Consider the following 18,011-nt stretch of genomic DNA (forward strand, 5'->3'; position numbering starts at 1 on the left):
GTCTGCGACAAGCTTTGCTTGTCTTGTCGCGTCGGGGCAACGAGAGGGGGGGACTCCTGTTTTTCCGAAGATTAACATTGGGAGAACACCACTCTCTATTCTTTTATCGTCAACATGAGCTTAGAGATTTGCTCTCTATTTCGTAAGGGGGAAATATCCATACCTTGCCGCGTCTTTTTCGTTCTCAAATCGCTCTTCTACGCGGCCTGGAAGTTTCGATGCATCACGATCGTAATATTTGATCCCGGTTTTTGGATCGGTTGCAGCATAAAGTGTTTTTTTCTTTTGTAGCCGGCCGCCGCCGAATGCGTAGTTGTTATACGCCTGATCGCCGACGGGGATGCCTTGAACGAATGCAACGATACCGATATCATCGATTCCATTATCCCATTCCTCCTGCGAGATCTGCGGCAGCGTGAAGATGTAATCGACGCCGTAGCGTGTAGCATATTGATTATGCCGGTTGATGACGTAGGCCATATCATTTTGAATGCCGTTAATAATCGTCTGCCGGCGTACGCTTTCGAATGTTTGTGCATCTTTCAGTAGAGTGATTTGTGTTTGGCCTGCTATTTCATGACGTTTTCCCTGAATCCAACGGTCAGTGCCTTTATTGTAAATTTTCACGAAGTCGTCGAGGGAAAACTGTACGATGTTCCCTTGCACATCAGAATAGGAGTAGGGTTTTTTCGGCGACCAAACGGGACGGAGCTGAGTATGACCTTTGGAGTCGATGAATGACTCGGTTGAATAGACGTAATATCCATCGTAGTCGATCACAAGGATCGCTGGGATGTATCCCGCAAGGTTTCCTACGGCAACAGCATCACCATTGATATCGAAGTTTAAGGTCATTGTGCGGTAAAAGCTTTCGACAGCTCGTTCTTTGTTTGCCCGAAAGAATTTCTTCGAGCCGTAACCAGGCTCATAGTCCTGGTCAACTGTATCGTTCATTACATTGGCTGCATCCTGGACTGCTGTTTTCATAACCACGTCGTATCGGTTGGTAAGCTGAATGGCTAGTTCAAGGTCATTCAACCGCATTGACGAAATTTGAAATAAAGGAAGAAAAATCATAACGAAAATAATAGAGAAACTAGTAATTTTCATTCAGAACCATTCCTTTATAGTTCATTAAGACGGATGCGGTTTGCTGGGTATTATCGTTCATAAGAAAGTCCCAGAGCTGAGTAGCAGCTGTCCGATTGATATTTGTTAGATTGATACCGATATAGTCGCCAACCTGCATGGTGTAGCGTCGCGATGAATCGTCGGTTGGTAAAACGTTATTAGGGAACATGACAGGCATGATTTGATCGTTGTAATAGGCGGTATAGTAGGTTGTGAAGTCGCCTTTAAATGTAGCCGGGTCGGCCGGATCACTGTAATTTGGACTGGTTAGTTTATGTAAATGCTCAAGTTTCACATCGTACTGATTACCTGTTGCCGAAAGCTGACTATTGAAATCGTTCCACATTTGCGGTGTTATATATCCTTTGGTTCGCGCGCTATCAATAAATTGAGTAGATGCGCTTTGTACGATTGTATTGGCGATCTTATCCTGACTACGAGCCTGTTCATAGAGTGGATACATATATAGCAGCAGAACGGCCAGTAGGGCGGCGAATATGCCGGTTACGTATTTCATAGGTACATGGCTCCTTTTTGGTCCTTATAGACTGGTGAAAGAAACTTTAAGTAAATAGCCTGACTCATCGCGGCTGTAAGTCGCTTTGTATTTCTGACTTAAATTTATAACTGACGGGTTGAATGAAGTGTAGTTATCAAGCCGACTATATAGCACGCCGCCAACTTCGATATCAATATCTCGTTCCTCTGTTCGGATTAGATTAACGATTGTGGCCCCGCTATACATTTCTTCGCCAGGCGTAGCTAGTTTTGCTTTGACCTGCCTGTCGTTATCTGCATTAAGTTTATAAGCAATTTCGGTACTGTCATTGATTGTCTTGACGACATTTACGGCATAAGTAACTGATCCGAGAAAGAGAAAGAAGATAGCGGACAGTATCATAAAACTGCGAGCATTTTTGCCCATTCGAACCTCTCCAATCTGGTTTAACAAGAGAATCGCTTCCCCGGATATGTTCGGGGAAGCGACGGGTTAGGGTTGTTTATTATTTAGTTTGAGTAAATACAATGCCACGGACCGCGTTGTTGGCATCTCGTACAATAGAAGATTTGAATTTGCCCGACGGGTTGATGAAGTTGTTATTTGCTTCATCTAACGCCGGTACTAAATTCGTGTTTTTGGCGGTACCATCGATCACGCCTGTTGTTTGGTTGAATGTGCTTCCGTAATATGTAACACCATTTTTACCTGTTTGAACGTAAACGCCGAATTGATCTTCGTTGTTGAACTGACGAACGGCATTCATAACTTGGCTGCCGGAGAGAGTCGTGTTTTCATAGATATTGAAACGTGTTTGCGATAATTGAGTTTGAATGTTGGAAAATTGTGTTTGTCCTTCTTTTGCTGCATCCTGCGACGAAATGAATATGACTACGACAGTTGTGATAAGAGCGAGTGTTAAGAAAATACCAGCTGCTAGTTTTAGACCTGAAGTTGCATTACTTCCCATAATAGATAATCTCCTTTGAATTTAAGTAGTAGTGTTTAAAACAATTACTTGGTTTGACTTTAGAGGTGCATAAGCTGAGTAACAAGGTCTTTCATTTGCATAAACGATGTGTAGAGGAAGGGGACGATAATATATCCACCTAGTAAGAACATGGCTGGAGCGAATCCAATATCTCTTCCCCAACTTGCTTTACTTTCGATCAAGCGGTTCATCGTTTCTTTCTTTTGTTCACGATAATAATCTTGTTCCATTTCCAGATCATCGAAAGCTTCTTGAATCGATATACGCTCCACGCTATTTTCTAGACGTTCAACAAGTCGTACGAACTCAGGATAAGGGGCGTCTTCTTTAAGTCTTAGAATCGCACCGCTGGCGCCGCTGTCGTAGTCACTTAGACACCGCTGAAGGGCGGGTTTAAAGATTGTACTGAAACGTTCCATCCATTCGAGAATTGTCCGAACGTCAATCCTGTCCAATTGACTTAAAATTGAGATCAACATGCGAAATTGTTCAACTTCATTTTGCATGTCTACCCGGCGTATTTTTCGTTGGAACAGCATCATCCAAATAGGAGCATAATAAGCAAGAACTCCGAGTGCCAGAGCGATGATCAGCTCGTACCATTTAAAATATTCGGTATCCAACTGCTCAATTTTAGCCGCAATTCTGCTCACGTCTTGATTGATATCCGCTACGCTTGTGGTTCCGCTGAGCATGACCTCGATTTCTTGTCTGATGCGTTCGTTGTGCGTAGCATCGCCTCCTTTCAGATTCTCGATAACGCGTCTATCAAATTCAGTTTGCGCGATCGCAGATTCTTGATCTTTCTGCGATATTTTGCCGATCATAAGTCCACCATTATTGTAGGTGGGCGCATGGAGAATCTGATGAGATGCATTAAAGTGAAGGCCAAAGGATACTGCAATCGTTATAATCACAGTGCTGATAGCGAGCAACAGGCGTTTAAGCGTTAACCATTGGATCAGCAACGGAGAATTTGAATCTTTAATGAGCTGCGTTGTTAAGTAATATTTTTTGGTATGTGAGCTTGGGACAAATCGATCAACAACAAATTTTACAATTTTAATTTCGTATATCTTTTTCTCCCAACGCTTACGCGAGGGTTTAGGAATATATTTTGATTCTTCAGTTTCGGCTAATTTACGGACCAGTAGGTAAGCAACAAGGGACACAGCATACATGGTGAGCTGTGTGATATATCCGATTCGGCCGCTATAAAAGTCGCTCATGCTCGGAAAATAAGTTTCTGCCCAACTTTGAATTGGGAAGGAGAGCAGGATTGGTACCAGGGCGATGATTGTTAGACTATTGAGTTGATAGCTAAGCCGGTCCTGCCGAAGAATATCAAAATTGATGTCTTGCACAAATTTATTAGTTGCTCCGAGATACAAGGAACCTTTGCTTGTGGTTTTGTCTCCGTATTCCCGAATCATATGTGCGATACCAGTAAAGACTTTCAGGTATCGGTTGGGAGCGACTTCGTAGTATGCGTTAAGCGCCCGTTCTGGGTTCCTAGCTGTAAGTACACGATGTATTCGATCTCCGTGCAATTTCATGTCGTGAACGGCAATCTGTGACGCCTGATAGATCGATTCATCAATCATTTTTGTTGATTGGTACTGGTGACGGTTATCTTCGAGAAAGTCACGAAAGTCACGAAGAAGTTGTCTTTCAATTCTATGAACAAACACGTCTATGAGCATCCCGTTTAACGCGATACAACCGATGATGCCGAGAAAGATCATGAGTAAGCTTTTCCCAAGTAGGGCGAAAGCCAAGATCAGAAAAAACGTAATAATCAGGGTAATGTATGTGATTCGCATCGTTTCTTTTCGGAGTGTGAATTCATTGTATGGATTCACAACAGCCAGTCGTTGACGTATGCGCCGTACCTGTGCACCGAAGAACGGAATGCGAGACGAGCGGACGTATGATTTTTGATAAAACTCAACGAGCTTCGGATGCTCCTTACGTGTACCGTTTCGTTTTTGGGCCATCCATTCTCCGGGATTTATTCGGTCTAGCTGTTTTTTCGTTTTCCGCTTATTTAGAGCCAAGATCAGCATAATTACACCAAAAACAACGGCATATCCTACGATAGAGAGCGAGAGGATCGTGGTTAATTTCATGCGGCTTCTGGCCCCCAATACTCATCCAGGAAAGCACGAAACGCTTTAGCGTCTTTGGATGTCATGTTTTTAGCCATATCTTCGACTTTTTTAGCTGACGGCCGATTCACTGGTATGTAAGCACCGTCTCTAAATTCAAGGATGTTACTTGCTTTCCACGGGCTACTGGTCATTTTCTGGTAGTAGCTGAGGTTTGCAAGAGCAATTGTTCTGAGATCCATGTTTTCGTCTTCTAGCTTCTCCGCTAATTCTGAGAATTGGGTACCGTGCTGATCGATGACTACACATTCAGTGATGCGTTCAATGTAACGTGTACCGTTTTGCTCTTTATCCAGATGGACGTCAAAACTGATCACATTAGCAACTTGTTCTTCTGCGATTCGTTCATTTTGGAACGTACCGGTTTTGAGCAGTGAGTTTCGAAGTGACCAGATCAGATCCTTCATGGTTTTGGCGTGATGACTGAATACGGTAAATTTACTGGCTACCTGAGCCATCTGAACGAGCCAAGCAGCGACAGGGTCGGTTGCAACTTCACCTAGGATGTTAACGCTACCGTCGGTTTTTTTCTGAATGTCGAGACCTTCTTGACCAGTGATTTTTTCGGTTTCCCGGAAAGATAGTATATTCCGCTCTGGGTACAGTCGGCGGAGATGTAACTCGAAGGCGAGTTCTTGAATCCGCAAATTGTACGTCCCATAGATTGATTTAACAATTGCCATCAGCAGGGTCGTTTTACCTGAGCCCTGTTCGCCGGTCACAGCGGTAACCTGTCCGCCTTTCATCAAGTAGTCGAGCAGTTGCATCGCGATATGGGCGTTCTTCACTCGGTCTGCAGCCAAGAGACGGTCGAGAACCAGATTCGGCAAGTCAAACTTCCGAATAAAGAAAGCCCAACTTTCGGCAAACGGAGGACGAACGACAACGACACGTGATCCATCTTGCATATCATTAACGATGAATGACTTCGCTTCGGAGAGTTGTCCTGGATTACCATACTTGTAAACGTTTTGACATACGCGGCGGAGTTCTAAATCTGAGCCAAAGCTAAGGAAGGAGAGGTGGACAGACTTACCTCGATAAAACATCCAAATGCTTTCATATCCGTAGGGTACTTTACTGCCCATACCTTGCATCATGTCAATTTCGTGTTCAACAGTATTCATGTTGACTGGAACTCCGGAAACTCCACCCGATACACCGTCAATCGTTTGATCGCGAATCTCATCGATAGGACCAAAACCTTTGTACTGTTGATATACGCGCTGTACAATAATCTGAAATTTGTCCTCAAACGTCAGCTTAGGGTTCTCTTTTTGATAAATGTTTCGTATTTCCTCACCCGTGATGATATAGGACTCGGTTTGTCCCTTTTCGATTAGTCGTTTGAGTCTCGCGAGATCATACGCCTCGATTAGTTTACTCAGTCCGTCAAAACCGTGCTCTTGCTTGTACAGATAGAGCAAAATTTCAAACTTGTCTTGGTCGGTGAGTAAGTATTCATCGTGAAATGGTAAAATCTGATTGATATTTTGTTCAGTAATTCCATAGTTTCGAGACAAGATATCGGAGATGAACTCCTTCACGTACAGCTTGTCTGCTAGGCTTCCGGTGTTACAGTTTTTCAGTGCTGTTTTAAGATCCGCAACAACTTCTTTACGGCGCTCAAATTCCTCGGCTGTGAGTCCAAGATCTAGTAAGTTGGTATTGACATAGTCATTGATCACTTCAGTAGCGAATTCAGTTATTGAGTCGATGTTCATGTGCTCAGCATCGACATCATAGCCCTCAGCTCCTGAGTATGGATTTTTACGTAGGATAATGTACAAACCCAACCCGACGCCTGCGATTATGACAATGATAATGAGCAGATTCAGCCACGACATCAGGAAGCCCCTCTTTCTTCGGCGTCTATTCGTTTCGTTTTGGAATCGATGCCTATTTCATCGAGCAATTGCTTTGCTGCTCGTTGTACCTCAATTATGAAATCGTTATTAGGGTGCCGGCGTTCTACTGCTTGGTTCGCTTTATAAAAACCTTTAGTGTCGCCGTCATTCAACGCGTCCTTAAACGTGGTGTTATAAGGGATGATTAAGCCTTTAGGACTTTTATATTTCCGCGTGACGTTAGCAGCTTTGTATTTAGAGTGAGGATCGTGCTGAGTGAAAAGGAGCACGGTCTTTTTACCGTTCAGTGTTCTTGGCCAAATTTTCTGATTGAAGTAAGCGTCAAGTGAGCGCCACGATTGTGGTAAGCAAATTACAACGACATCCGATGAAGCTATTAGTTTCCGGCTCAGCTCGCTATCATCTCCTGCAGGAAGGTCAAGTAATATCACGTTGTAATATCTGCTCGCTTGGTCGAAAACGGATCGGATCAGTTCTGATGCTGTTTCGAATTTTGCTTGGTCTTTTTGATCCGAACTGCTAAGCAGATCCAGTCTACCTTGTTCGACTATTTGAGTATTATTTTTAACAGCGCCACCTTCGAGCTTACCGCTTCTCGCGATTCGGATTACAGCGTCAAGTCCTGTACCGGATATACTGCGGGTTCCGGACAGATTTCCGAGATTTCGGCTAAAGGTGTTCAGTGAGCGAGAGAAACTATGCTCAAGTGATGATTCACGAGCTTTGGTCTGGGCAATCAAACATCGAATATGGTATTCGCTGCCCATAACAGCGGCAATGGCTGCCATACTACTGGTCTGACCACTACCAGGATAAGGACTCCAGAATGCAATTTGTCCCAAGTTATTTCCTCCTTTCTGCCTGCTTATAAAGCTGGGCTGCGCTCTTGGCAGTTGCATTATCTACGAGTGATACGAGATCTATAATCACGTTTCGCATATCAGACGATAATCGCTTCATATGAAGTTTGCCTGAGTATTGATTGTGAATTTTCTGGGTGTGGTCACGATCATCTGGGCTGTAGTACAGGGTTTCTTCCCAGGTAATCGGGTAGGCTGTAAATATTTCGTTTATATATGCTTCGCCCGGTAGTCGAGCGTCTTCGATAAGCAATTTGTAAAAGAGAAGGGCATCGGGTGTTGGAAGATGTTTTGTAAAGGCCTGTATCAAGTGCTCGCCCCGAATAATGGATGTTTTATCCATACTAGTAACAAAGAAAAACCGATGCGTTGACCGGTAAGGGGGCAATCGCTCGGCATCGTCAATGTCGTATATTACTTGATCATAGACACCGAGCCGTTGATTTTTTAATTCATCTTCACTACCTGTAAAGACATCGAATCCGTCATAAGTAACAATGCCCGGTTCGTTGTCAATCCGGGGGACTAGATATTGATAATTTTGATTCTTGGTGGCGTCCACGAGAAGTACGCGGCGGGTTATCGACAATACTTTTGCCAGATAAAACAGCAGATCGCTTTTCTCATAATCGCCGATAAAATACGCTTTTTTCATCGTATAACCTCACGATCTTCCCTTAAGGGTTTGTAGTACTTCCGTCATCTACAAGCGGTTGGTCTGTTGTTTGACCTTCCGTAAGTGGATTTGTTTGCGTATCCGGGTTGATAGTGGATGCGTTTTGCTTGTTGCTGAGATATTTTTGGATTTGTTCTGGTGTCAATTCATTCAAGTTCTGCTCAAGTTTTTGGCGGAGATTGCGTTCTAATGCCGTTGTGGCTTTCTGAACGATATTTGGATCGCTCTCTATAAGATCGAGAACAGCTTGGTTTGCTGGATATGTAACTTTGGCTGCTTGTTGTAATCCTGGTTCGACGTAGCTAATCGAATAGATCGATGCGTCATTTAGATAGGCATCCACGATGGCCGAAGACATTGTAAGGATTTCTTGTTCGTTCATCGTGTGCCATACAGTGCCGGCGTTCAGATCTTCGACTTGTTTCTTGGAAAGGACGATAAAGTCTTCACCGCTCGGGAATTTGACCCGGACGTCCACATAATCGTTTTTTTCAAGCTTAGTCGGCAGTTCGATCATGCGGAATTCTTGATTTCGCAAATCTTGTGGCGTGACACCGTTCTCGTACACCATCTCTTGAGTGAGAGGCGTGCCTACCGTTAGTGAGATTTTAGTGTATTTCCCAATTACGGTATCATCGAGAATTGCATCAGCAGGAACGCTGTTTGCATCGATCGAAACGTTTTGAAGATCCTCTGATCTGATTCTTTCACCCGCTTTAATGTCGCGAGATATCCCATATACGATAGTCTGACTCCCGGAAAGTTGACTGACCTGAGTTTGATACTGTGCTGTTTCTTGTGCGTGTTCCTGGTTCAAGTTGTAAACGTAGAATCCACCGATTCCCGCAAAGGGGACGAATACGATAGCAGCCCCAATTAAGGCGGGGACGAGGTGTTTGTTTTTACGCAAGCGATTTTTCGCCATTTCGATTCTCCCTTCGATCGTGGTCTTTGTTTTCACGATCTTATGATTCGTAAGTCTTAGTCCGATAAATATAAAGGACTATCGACATATTTTACGATGCTATTTTTTTCTGATTATTATTATAAAATGTTTCAACTCCCCTCTGCACTCAATGATATGCAACTAATATCAGTCTATATCAATTAACCAATTTAGTAAATGATCTTTTGATGATTATTGTTATATTTCGTCATTTATTAGGTAAAAAAGGGCTTGAACAAAAAAATACCTGCGTCAGGGCGCAGGTATTTATGATTCAAAGGACTCATTACACAACTATTGTCCTATAAGGTTACAGGTGACTTTGTTCTCCATTATTACGTTAAAAAAAAGAAAAGCCTCCCCATTATTTGGGAGGCTATTTTTGTTGTTTTTTCTTTAAGTGATTCAAAGAAAACTAAATCTCAATCTTATTTATGTCCAATCTTAAGTTTTTCAAAAACACCAGAAGACACTAAGTCCATATGGCGGTCGATTATAGATCTAAAAAAATAAGAAGTGTTGACCTTGAGATTATCTAAGCTTATCTCTAACTCCTTGTATGTTTTATCATCTACGTCAGTAAAAGACTATTCGCTGGAAGTATTATAAAGGAGATGAAAAACAATATCACTAAATAATTTAGGTGCTATAAAATCTACAAATAAAAAAGGGATTATCAGACGTCTTTAATCTGATAATCCCTTTTAATAATTTTTGGATACCCGAACTAGGTAATCTTAAAACTCAACATCAGATACTCGCACGTTGATTTTACCACTTACGGTACCATCAGACGTACTATAATCTACATAAAAAGTATGCCCAGAAGCATCAGCGATAGTGACAGTTTCACTTGATTTAGCGGAAATAAGGTAACTCTCAAGCTTTACCTTGCCACTACCCGATTTATAAGAGACAGTTATCGTTAGTGATTTGGAGGATGTGTTGGAGACATACAATCTAGCATGATTGAACCCCGATGGTTGGTTCCACGAATTTCCACCAGCATTAAGATTAGCGTTATCAATAACTAAATAACTAGTTCTCGGTAGTACATTACTGTTAGATGAATCTACAATGGTAGGTGGTGCTACAACACTGTTAGAAGATTCGGGAACACTAGTTGTTGGTACTACAATATCAGCTGCGAAAACTGAACTAGATGACAACGACATTGTTGCGACAATTGCGGCAGTGATTAAAGAACTCTTCTTGAACTTTTTCATTTTCATTCCTCCATTAATATCGTTGATATATAAAATATTACCAAGATCCTGAAAGGGGATACAAGGCATTAAGACCATATTACCTTGTAATACAAGATATGACTAGTTATAGTTATAAATACTTTATTTGTCATTTATGTATATGGCGAAAAACGCTACTTTCCTTTTTTTTGTGAACCAGGGACTTACCCAAAATAAATCGGTGGGGCCAATTTTAAAAAAATGGCAGCTAGTCGCTCGCCAAAATGGCTAAGCCGAAACGAACAGAATGCATTTGTGGAGAAAATTCAAGGAAAAAATGAATGAGATTATGTAATTGGTTCTTCTCATGCTGTCTAGCGAGTTAATGAACTTTTGAAAATGAGGTAACAATGAGCGCAAGATAGGGGAGAGTATATGTTGGAGGAAAGGGAGATAAGGAGGACCTGGAAGTACCGCTAAGTAGTAAGGTTCGTTCTGCACTAATAGTATATTTTGATGGTCGAGAGGATACGTGTCCATATGTTTTTGTTTGTAGTATTCAAAGAAATTAGCTGCACGTGGTGTGCAACCTATTTTTGAGAATTATAGAAGGTAAAAAGTTAGAACATTTAATGCGTCTTGCTCTACGTTATACATTTGGCCACGATTTAATTAGCTCCAGAAATGACTTGCAACAGTATCCATACTAATGGGTCATTTTAAAAGAGATGAGCCCCCGAATATTAAAAATGACGATGATCTACACGACTCCTAGAATGGAGCTTGCCAAGTATAAATTACAGAATTAGAGAGTAAGACTCTTCTATTGTGAAGGATCTATTTTACATTGCACATTTAAGATTTATGTTTTTCAGTTCTACAGTTAAACAGTTATACAGGTATATATTGATCAATAGAAGTTTGCTGTTGATGCTATGGATATATTTCATAATGATTTCTGCGTAGAAGGGGATATGTACAACTCGAATCGGCAGATAAGGGTATGGACGTGGCAGCCATAGTCTATGTCACTTGGTGGATCGGTGATCCGTTATTAGGGTCGGGGGAGACTGTCTTTTATCAATGAAGGGGAGGCGATAGGGGAGTAAGTTCCTGAAAGTCTTCGATGCAATAAAAAAAAGCCACAGGAATAAATCCCGTGGCTTTTATTTGTGATTTAAACTTCAAGTGGTAGTTCTCCTTGTACTTCAGCGTTATCTACCATGTTTGCTTTATTTGCTTTGTTTGCTTTATAAGCCTCGGTGCGATCCATTAGGTTCCATACGTTCTTGTATCCATTGGATTCTTTGTATGTTACTGAGAGCAAATGTTGCGGCGTAAGACTTCTATAGAATTCTTCGAGACTGTCTTTACCTTTAGCGATAAAGGCTTTCATTGTTTCGAATCGTGGCTTTTCTGCTCCTTTTTCATGTAGGGCAAAGCGGAAGATTGCTTGCTTGTTGCCATCTTTGATTTCTTTAATTACAGCTTGTTGAACTAAGCGAGCTGTAGTTTCCTTAGTGCCATTAGCTTCATGTTCTTTTTCGTACTTCGCGAGTCTTTTCTTTTGTCCAGCTGGTGTCAGATCCTGATATTTTTTTGCTTTTGCCATGATAAATCTCTCCCTTTATGTATAATGTATTTTTAATTTAATTTGGTTTAACACTGTCAATCGTTTAATTGGCGACGTTAGTCGCGTAGTTTTCATTTTGATTCTACGTTTGTGAGCTAAAGACGAGAGCCGCTTTCACCGCTAAGCGATACGCCGGGTCAACATGCCATAAACTCTGTTGAGAGACAGAATCAAGTCGAATGATTAAAGTTTCTCAGACTTTAAAGTATTCACTCTGCACTTACCGACGCAACGGGGTTCGAACCCGTGGCTGCTCCCCGCTTTAACTCACAAACGTCAGACGTTTTTGGCTTCAACTTCACCCGTTTAATTGGCGACACATATGAGTCGCGTGGTTTGCATGTTTTTAATGAAGATTTTAGATTAATGATTTTATGCACGTCGGCGATGACTCGAAATGTTAAATCTCTGAGCCCGAGCGCGGCTTTGAATACCAAGTAGTTCTGGTACACTTTTTGCTTTAAGCGTATCGAGGCGCCAGCCGTTTTGTATCCACCAATTTGACAACTGTCCGAGTAGGGCTTGTTTTGTTTGATAATCGTTCATAGTAATTGCCTCCTAAAAATATATGAAATGCATAGCTGCTTATTTATTTGTTCGTCATTCGTTTTATTGGCGATCGAACGGATCGCGCTTTTGCCTGTTATGGATAAGGTGGTTCCTGTATCGGGAAGAAAAACAGCCATACCGATTATGCTCGGTATGGCTGTTCTAGCAATTTAAATAGTTTTAGTTTTTTTATTACATTTCTATTCCAAACGGAATTTCGATATTATTTGCATGGAAATAATCAGCAATCTTAATATATGTAGCGTTTTCAACTTCCGTCAGTTTCCTATTTTGTTCAGTCCTGACTAGCGAATACAGAATATCTAACAATAATTCTTCCATTATTACTTCACCAACTCTCGTAAATTGTATTGCGACTTCCATAGGAATATCTAAAGTTTATTACTTAGATATTCCTAGCAGGCAACAATTTAAAATTTAAGTTTGTTTCTGTATGTTAGAATCAATCCTTTGTTTTCATGAGGTGGATTTAATTGAAAATCATTTACTGTTTTACCTTCTGTGACCCATATCTCAAAACGTGCTTTCCATAAATCCCTTCGAGTATCTTTTTCATCAAAAATAAAATGCACTTTACCATTCGAAATTTCAACATTTGCACCATCTGGAATATTAACTCCTAAGATCATAATTGGTTCTCCTTCTTATCTAATTGTTGTTCATGCTCTTTAATAAAATGATAGGTATCAATCTCATCTTCGGACACACCTTGAGCTTTCAAATAATCTTTTGCTTCGTCTTCGTTTTCAAACGTCATCAACTCATCATTGCTATCTAATAGGAACTCTAATCCATTTAAAGTAATTCCTCCTTGGCATCTTCCTACTACACATTTTGCGTTTTCCATTTTTCACTCTCTTTTCTATTATTTAGTTAAAATAGTTAGACCTTATTATTATTCGTTGTACTGGCGATCAAAAGGGATCGCGATTTGCTGATGGATAATAATGTTTCTGGAGATGAGGATGTGCTGAAAATTGTTAATTGATGAAACAAAGAAAGAGAGTTATCCGAGTATTCGAAAGACTCTCTTTGTTGTAGAAAATCAGTTACTTTCAGTCACGTAATACCGCTCCTCTGCTTGTACGCGGTTAATGCCTAAGCGATTGCAGATTTTTTTGTATCCTTCAGTGAAGATGTTTATCGAACTATCTTCAACGTGTTCGAAACGAATGACCACATTGTCGTTAGTATTGCTACGTACCTCTACTATTTTCTTTTCCATGAAAATCCACTCCCTTATATAAAATTTTTATTATTTATTGAATTGTTATGATGTTTCGTCCTTCACCTGATTTACCGGCGGCGATCTAGCCGCTTGTTTGAATTGTTTGTTCTTTCCGCAAGTCGATATTGTTTCTCTTTGCACGGCGTCTCTTTGGCAATTATGTATGACAAATGATTATAAAAACCTTGTGTGCTTAGGGATTTGCGGTATATACTTGTACATACGCAAACTGTATAATTTTTGAAATTGATGATTTGTGCACAACGAGAGGTGAGGTTATGAGCGATAATCAGGAGAAGATCCAAAAGGATATAAACGACGGAAATATAACAGGAACAAAGAAGATTAAGAAACAAAAATCAGTAAAGGAAATTAAATCAGCGAGAGCATCAATGCGGCTTCTCAGTGAAGATAAGGCGTTTATAGCATACTGGGCACAAGTCTATGATATGGATTCAACAGAGCTTATGATGAGGGCGGTACGCCACTATGTCGGCTGGAAGAATCATGACTTTGATTTACCGACAGCGGAAACACAACGTCTTAATCAGCTGATTGATGCGATGGAAAACATGGCGTCTAGTAATGATAGGTTGGCAAATACCGTGACAAACGGATTTGACGCGATGATGGGAATTATGCGTGGTGACAACTATCTTCTTGAACCAGAGAATGGTGATCTTGTAAACGAAAGAGAGTAGGTGTGTTGCATGTCAGGTTTTGACTTTGACTTTAATAGTGAGTTGGAAAATATGCGAGGTTCAGGTAATTCAGTAACACCTGAAAAACCAAAAGATCCAACAATTAATATACCTAAACCAAACGTAGAACCCCAGATTAGGTCGGTCCAAGGTAATAGCGGTTCAGCAGCAGCAACGTCTACAAGTCAACCCCCCGAGCAGACATCCACGGCGGAGCCACTAACTGAGCCGAATGTTCTTTCCGAACGTGAGACGAATCTACCTGCAGATAAATCTGGATTAAAGGCGAAGCATTCTCATGAAGAAAACCTCGGTGGGGGTGGGGGATCGACTCAGAAAACAGATGCTAACCCGATTTATTGGAAGAAATTTAAGACGCTACCGGGTGTGTTTGAACATGTTGGTGGAGATCGCCCGGTGATGCTTAACCAAAATATTAAAAGAGTACAGGTTTCCGGAGTGCCGGAACCCATGGTTTCGATCATTCAAGATCTACTCAAAAAACGTCATCTAGGCGCAGTGATTGATTTTCCCTGGGGGGCTTACCGAATTGAGGAGACGAACAAAGTGTTTACGACAAAAACGTCACTTGTCCGTTATTTGTTATTTGACTCGCTTCGAGATGAATCCGGTACGCATGTTCAGTATGCGAGACAATGGTTTGCTTTACAGTATCCGACATCGTTTTACGCAGAGTTTAAGCCCAAAAGAGACATGAACGCCAGCAGTGATGAACTTGATGTCTACGCTCTTTTGCATGTTGCTCATTCTGCGGAACCAGAGCGTTCCATCGTGGATGATAGCCGTGTGGGCCTGGATCTTGAAGCGATGGAGCGACTCTCTATGCTGAGTGTGAATGTGGATCGTGTGCTCAGCAAATTGACTGCACAAGATCAGATGATCCAAGAGAAAGCGGAACAAAGTAATATGATTCAAACCGTTATGCTGCTCGATCGGATGGGGATGCTAAACGGTCCGCTCCCGCGTGATATGGGAGAGTTTATTCGTATGATGGAAGAAAACCGTGATGTGATTGGAAAAACGAACGATGCCGTGAACAAACATATGGAAGCGGAACAGGAACGTAAAAAAACGTTGCTACGGGAAGAACGGATTCGGCAGTATCAGAATGACAGACGAAGCTGAGCTGAACTTGATATTGAAGGGATGAATAATGGATGACGTATTTATTGCTTGCGGAAAAACCAAGTGCAGCTAATAACTTTGCGAAAGCACTTGGTGGGATGAGTGGTACTTTTAACGGTCAGCCCTATAAAATACAAAAACTATATGGTCACATGCTCGAATTCGTAGAGCCTCATGAAATGGTTCGTGGGGAGGAAGCAAAAGAACGATTCAAACAATGGACACCGGAGACTATGCCTTGGGATGCCTCGGAGCTGACCTGGAAGAAGCAGGCACAGGTGACGACGAATGCAACCGGCCAAAAGTCATCAAAGGCGAAAGCAATTGCCGACGTAGCGATTGCCGCTAAAGGTGTGAGTGCGATTGTCATTGCCACGGATAAAGACCCTTCTGGTGAAGGTCAACTTATCGGCTGGGAAGTGATACAGGCGATTGGTTGGAAAGGTCCCGTGAAACGGCTGTATTTCATCGATGAATCTGAAAAAGAGCTGCAAAATGGCTTCACTAATATCCTGGACTTGCCTTCGTACGATAAAGATGGAGAGTACGTGAAGGCTAATGTGCGAAGCCAGTGGGACTATCTGAGTCTACAGCTCACACGTCTTTCCACTCATGCGGCGAGAACTCAAGGTTACCGGGTTGTCGTCCGGCAGGGTCGCTTGAAATCTGTCATGACTAAACTTGTTGCCGATCAAATTGCACGGGTTAAGGCTTATAAAAAGAAGCCGTTTTATGAAGTTAAATATAAAGATAACAAAGCGAATGTGTTTTCTCGAACATTTGACGAAGACCGGGATCGATTCCGTTACGAAACTAAAGCAGATGCGGAAGCTGACGCAAGGAAATACGGACCGTCGAAGGTTGTACAAGATAGTGTGACTAAGAAAGAAACTCCACCAGGTAAATTGCTTGACCTCGGGGGCCTAGCGTCGATCCTAGGTGCGCAGGGTTATAAACCGAAGGAAGTGCTCGCAACGTATCAAAAAATGTATGAAGCGAAGATTGTCAGTTATCCACGTACTGAAGATAAGTTTATTTCAACGGAGCAGTTTAACGAAATGGCACCCCTGGTCAACAAAATTGCAGCTGTAGTAGGTGCGGATGTAAATCTTTTGACACATCGTAATCCTCGTAAAACGCATGTCAAAGACGGTGGGGCTCATGGTGCAAACCGTCCAGGTACGACTATTCCAACATCGCTCGCGGATCTCAAAGCTTATGGGCCGAGCGGGGTAGCAATATATGAAACTCTGGCAAAGAACTTTCTTGCCATGTTTGGCGAAAATTACATATATAACTCCATCAAGGGTCACATTGAAAAGTATCCTGATTTTACAGCAACGATAAGTGTTCCTCTTTCTCTTGGATTTAAGGCGATTTTCGATGCTGATAAAGAAACAGCAGACGATGAGCAGAGCAGTGATTCGCTCAGCACGGGGCTGGGAGCGTCAGCAGATCGATTTGTTTTCGAAGGTGTAAATAAAAAGCCGGCGCATCCAACGCATAAATGGCTTGAAAAGCAGCTCAGCCGATATGAAGTTGGTACGGGTGCAACGCGCGTTAGTACGTTGTCGGAAGTCACGACGGGAAAAACGGCACTTCTTACTGATAAGCGAGGAAAACTTGACCTGACGACAACCGGTGAGATTGCAGCCGTTATGCTAGAAGGTTCGATGATCGGAGATCCGGCGGTTACTGAAAAGTTGTTCAACGCAATGAAGGATGCAGGCCAGTTTAAAATGAAGCCGGACGCCGTGCTTCATACAGCTACCCAGTTAGTAAAGCACGATAAAGATGTTTTTTACCATAATGCGTTGAAACTTCATAGTAAAGTTGGGGCGCCTGAACCGATCGTTGAGAAAGAAAAAGCCGAGGGCGAATATGTTCCGACAGGCGAGAAAGTGAGTTTTAATAGAGAATGGAACGGATATGCGTTTTCTGATCAAGAAGTGCAGAAGCTTTTACAGGGCGAAGTGATTACGATTGAAGGGAAGAATCCTACCTCTGGGAATCCTTATCGGACCGAAGGTAAACTGGCGAAAGGCAAATATAAAGGAAACATATTTTGGGGATTCAAGCGACTTGAAGCAGATGCATATACGGCGCAAACGGCTCCATTTCCGCTTGAATGGTCAGGGTATAAATTTACTCCTAATGATCAGGCTCGATTACGTGCTGGCGAGAAGATTAAAATCAAAGCGATTAGCAAATCGAAAAATCCTTATGAAGTCGAGGTAACGTTTGAAGTTGAAACGTTCAAAGGCGTAGCATCTTGGAAAATAAAACCCCATTTCAAGGAAAGACCAAAATCGGCGGCAGCTAAGACTACTCGGAAATCACGTTCTTAGTTCCAGTATAGATTAATGGATGCTCACAAATGGAGTGAGGAAGGACGGGGGACTATCGC

19 protein-coding genes are annotated in these 18,011 nt (G+C 42.0%); 3 read left to right on the forward strand and 16 right to left on the reverse strand.

Features of this window, described 5'->3' with window-relative positions:
- Positions 1-135: 135 nt before the first annotated feature.
- From H9647_RS19725 to H9647_RS19800, 16 genes are all read right to left on the reverse strand, one after another.
- A complete protein-coding gene (locus H9647_RS19725; protein WP_191803227.1) occupies positions 136-1,110 on the reverse strand; it encodes a hypothetical protein in 975 nt (324 codons plus the stop codon).
- Complete coding sequence (locus H9647_RS19730; protein WP_225229431.1) at positions 1,097-1,594, reverse strand: hypothetical protein; 498 nt, start codon at positions 1,592-1,594, stop codon at positions 1,097-1,099. Before H9647_RS19730 ends, H9647_RS19725 begins: the two co-directional genes overlap by 14 nt.
- A 78-nt stretch (positions 1,595-1,672) precedes the next feature.
- Positions 1,673-2,056, reverse strand: coding sequence for a hypothetical protein (locus H9647_RS19735; protein ID WP_191803231.1), 384 nt, complete (start codon positions 2,054-2,056; stop codon positions 1,673-1,675).
- A gap of 79 nt (positions 2,057-2,135) precedes the next feature.
- Positions 2,136-2,600, reverse strand: a complete 465-nt coding sequence (locus tag H9647_RS19740) for an ABC transporter permease (RefSeq protein ID WP_191803234.1) — start codon at positions 2,598-2,600, stop codon at positions 2,136-2,138.
- Between the two features lie 59 nt (positions 2,601-2,659).
- Positions 2,660-4,750, reverse strand: coding sequence for a hypothetical protein (locus tag H9647_RS19745; protein ID WP_191803236.1), 2,091 nt, complete (start codon positions 4,748-4,750; stop codon positions 2,660-2,662).
- Entirely contained in the window at positions 4,747-6,636 is a 1,890-nt protein-coding gene (locus H9647_RS19750) for an ATPase, T2SS/T4P/T4SS family (protein ID WP_191803238.1), read from the reverse strand. Before H9647_RS19750 ends, H9647_RS19745 begins: the two co-directional genes overlap by 4 nt.
- Entirely contained in the window at positions 6,636-7,499 is an 864-nt protein-coding gene (locus H9647_RS19755) for a MinD/ParA family ATP-binding protein (RefSeq protein WP_191803240.1), read from the reverse strand. Before H9647_RS19755 ends, H9647_RS19750 begins: the two co-directional genes overlap by 1 nt.
- 1 nt (position 7,500) lies before the next feature.
- Positions 7,501-8,172, reverse strand: a complete 672-nt coding sequence (locus tag H9647_RS19760) for a hypothetical protein (protein WP_191803242.1) — start codon at positions 8,170-8,172, stop codon at positions 7,501-7,503.
- 22 nt (positions 8,173-8,194) lie between these two features.
- Positions 8,195-9,154: an SAF domain-containing protein gene (locus H9647_RS19765; RefSeq protein WP_191803244.1), complete on the reverse strand. Its 960-nt coding sequence runs from the start codon at positions 9,152-9,154 to the stop codon at positions 8,195-8,197.
- 722 nt (positions 9,155-9,876) lie between these two features.
- Positions 9,877-10,365 carry a hypothetical protein gene (locus H9647_RS19770; RefSeq protein ID WP_191803246.1) on the reverse strand — a complete coding sequence of 163 codons (489 nt, stop codon included), beginning with the start codon at positions 10,363-10,365 and terminating at the stop codon, positions 9,877-9,879.
- Between the two features lie 1,138 nt (positions 10,366-11,503).
- A complete protein-coding gene (locus H9647_RS19775) occupies positions 11,504-11,938 on the reverse strand; it encodes a hypothetical protein (protein WP_191803248.1) in 435 nt (144 codons plus the stop codon).
- Positions 11,939-12,331: 393 nt separating this feature from the next.
- Entirely contained in the window at positions 12,332-12,505 is a 174-nt protein-coding gene (locus H9647_RS19780; RefSeq protein ID WP_191803250.1) for a hypothetical protein, read from the reverse strand.
- A gap of 195 nt (positions 12,506-12,700) precedes the next feature.
- Entirely contained in the window at positions 12,701-12,850 is a 150-nt protein-coding gene (locus tag H9647_RS19785) for a hypothetical protein (protein WP_191803252.1), read from the reverse strand.
- A gap of 89 nt (positions 12,851-12,939) precedes the next feature.
- Positions 12,940-13,158 (reverse strand): hypothetical protein, encoded by a 219-nt coding sequence (locus H9647_RS19790; protein WP_191803254.1) that lies wholly within the window; start codon positions 13,156-13,158, stop codon positions 12,940-12,942.
- Entirely contained in the window at positions 13,155-13,376 is a 222-nt protein-coding gene (locus H9647_RS19795; RefSeq protein WP_191803256.1) for a hypothetical protein, read from the reverse strand. The genes H9647_RS19790 and H9647_RS19795 overlap by 4 nt, the downstream gene beginning before the upstream one ends.
- A gap of 198 nt (positions 13,377-13,574) precedes the next feature.
- Positions 13,575-13,754, reverse strand: a complete 180-nt coding sequence (locus H9647_RS19800) for a hypothetical protein (protein ID WP_191803258.1) — start codon at positions 13,752-13,754, stop codon at positions 13,575-13,577.
- A 281-nt stretch (positions 13,755-14,035) separates the two neighbouring features.
- On the opposite strand from H9647_RS19800, the gene H9647_RS19805 reads away from it, so the two are divergent.
- Genes H9647_RS19805 through H9647_RS19815 form a run of 3 tightly spaced genes read left to right on the forward strand, consistent with a single transcriptional unit; the run spans position 14,036 to position 17,952 of the window.
- On the forward strand, positions 14,036-14,458 hold the full coding sequence (locus tag H9647_RS19805; protein WP_191803259.1) for a hypothetical protein: 423 nt from the start codon (positions 14,036-14,038) through the stop codon (positions 14,456-14,458).
- A 9-nt stretch (positions 14,459-14,467) separates the two neighbouring features.
- Positions 14,468-15,604 carry a hypothetical protein gene (locus H9647_RS19810; protein WP_191803261.1) on the forward strand — a complete coding sequence of 379 codons (1,137 nt, stop codon included), beginning with the start codon at positions 14,468-14,470 and terminating at the stop codon, positions 15,602-15,604.
- Positions 15,605-15,636: 32 nt separating this feature from the next.
- Positions 15,637-17,952: a DNA topoisomerase gene (locus H9647_RS19815; RefSeq protein WP_191803263.1), complete on the forward strand. Its 2,316-nt coding sequence runs from the start codon at positions 15,637-15,639 to the stop codon at positions 17,950-17,952.
- Positions 17,953-18,011 lie beyond the last annotated feature (59 nt).

Source organism: Paenibacillus gallinarum (genome assembly GCF_014836635.1).
GTDB classification, from domain to species: domain Bacteria; phylum Bacillota; class Bacilli; order Paenibacillales; family Paenibacillaceae; genus Paenibacillus; species Paenibacillus gallinarum.

Excerpts from the sequence above, each read along its gene's own strand:
- H9647_RS19725 (WP_191803227.1), bottom strand. The coding sequence starts at position 1,110 with ATGAAAATTACTAGTTTCTCTATTATTTTCGTTATGATTTTTCTTCCT.
- H9647_RS19730 (WP_225229431.1), bottom strand. The coding sequence starts at position 1,594 with ATGTATCCACTCTATGAACAGGCTCGTAGTCAGGATAAGATCGCCAAT.
- H9647_RS19735 (WP_191803231.1), bottom strand. The coding sequence starts at position 2,056 with ATGGGCAAAAATGCTCGCAGTTTTATGATACTGTCCGCTATCTTCTTT.
- H9647_RS19740 (WP_191803234.1), bottom strand. The coding sequence starts at position 2,600 with ATGGGAAGTAATGCAACTTCAGGTCTAAAACTAGCAGCTGGTATTTTC.
- H9647_RS19745 (WP_191803236.1), bottom strand. The coding sequence starts at position 4,750 with ATGAAATTAACCACGATCCTCTCGCTCTCTATCGTAGGATATGCCGTT.
- H9647_RS19750 (WP_191803238.1), bottom strand. The coding sequence starts at position 6,636 with ATGTCGTGGCTGAATCTGCTCATTATCATTGTCATAATCGCAGGCGTC.
- H9647_RS19760 (WP_191803242.1), bottom strand. The coding sequence starts at position 8,172 with ATGAAAAAAGCGTATTTTATCGGCGATTATGAGAAAAGCGATCTGCTG.
- H9647_RS19770 (WP_191803246.1), bottom strand. The coding sequence starts at position 10,365 with ATGAAAAAGTTCAAGAAGAGTTCTTTAATCACTGCCGCAATTGTCGCA.
- H9647_RS19775 (WP_191803248.1), bottom strand. The coding sequence starts at position 11,938 with ATGGCAAAAGCAAAAAAATATCAGGATCTGACACCAGCTGGACAAAAG.
- H9647_RS19780 (WP_191803250.1), bottom strand. The coding sequence starts at position 12,505 with ATGAACGATTATCAAACAAAACAAGCCCTACTCGGACAGTTGTCAAAT.
- H9647_RS19785 (WP_191803252.1), bottom strand. The coding sequence starts at position 12,850 with ATGGAAGAATTATTGTTAGATATTCTGTATTCGCTAGTCAGGACTGAA.
- H9647_RS19790 (WP_191803254.1), bottom strand. The coding sequence starts at position 13,158 with ATGATCTTAGGAGTTAATATTCCAGATGGTGCAAATGTTGAAATTTCG.
- H9647_RS19795 (WP_191803256.1), bottom strand. The coding sequence starts at position 13,376 with ATGGAAAACGCAAAATGTGTAGTAGGAAGATGCCAAGGAGGAATTACT.
- H9647_RS19800 (WP_191803258.1), bottom strand. The coding sequence starts at position 13,754 with ATGGAAAAGAAAATAGTAGAGGTACGTAGCAATACTAACGACAATGTG.
- H9647_RS19805 (WP_191803259.1), top strand. The coding sequence starts at position 14,036 with ATGAGCGATAATCAGGAGAAGATCCAAAAGGATATAAACGACGGAAAT.
- H9647_RS19810 (WP_191803261.1), top strand. The coding sequence starts at position 14,468 with ATGTCAGGTTTTGACTTTGACTTTAATAGTGAGTTGGAAAATATGCGA.
- H9647_RS19815 (WP_191803263.1), top strand. The coding sequence starts at position 15,637 with ATGACGTATTTATTGCTTGCGGAAAAACCAAGTGCAGCTAATAACTTT.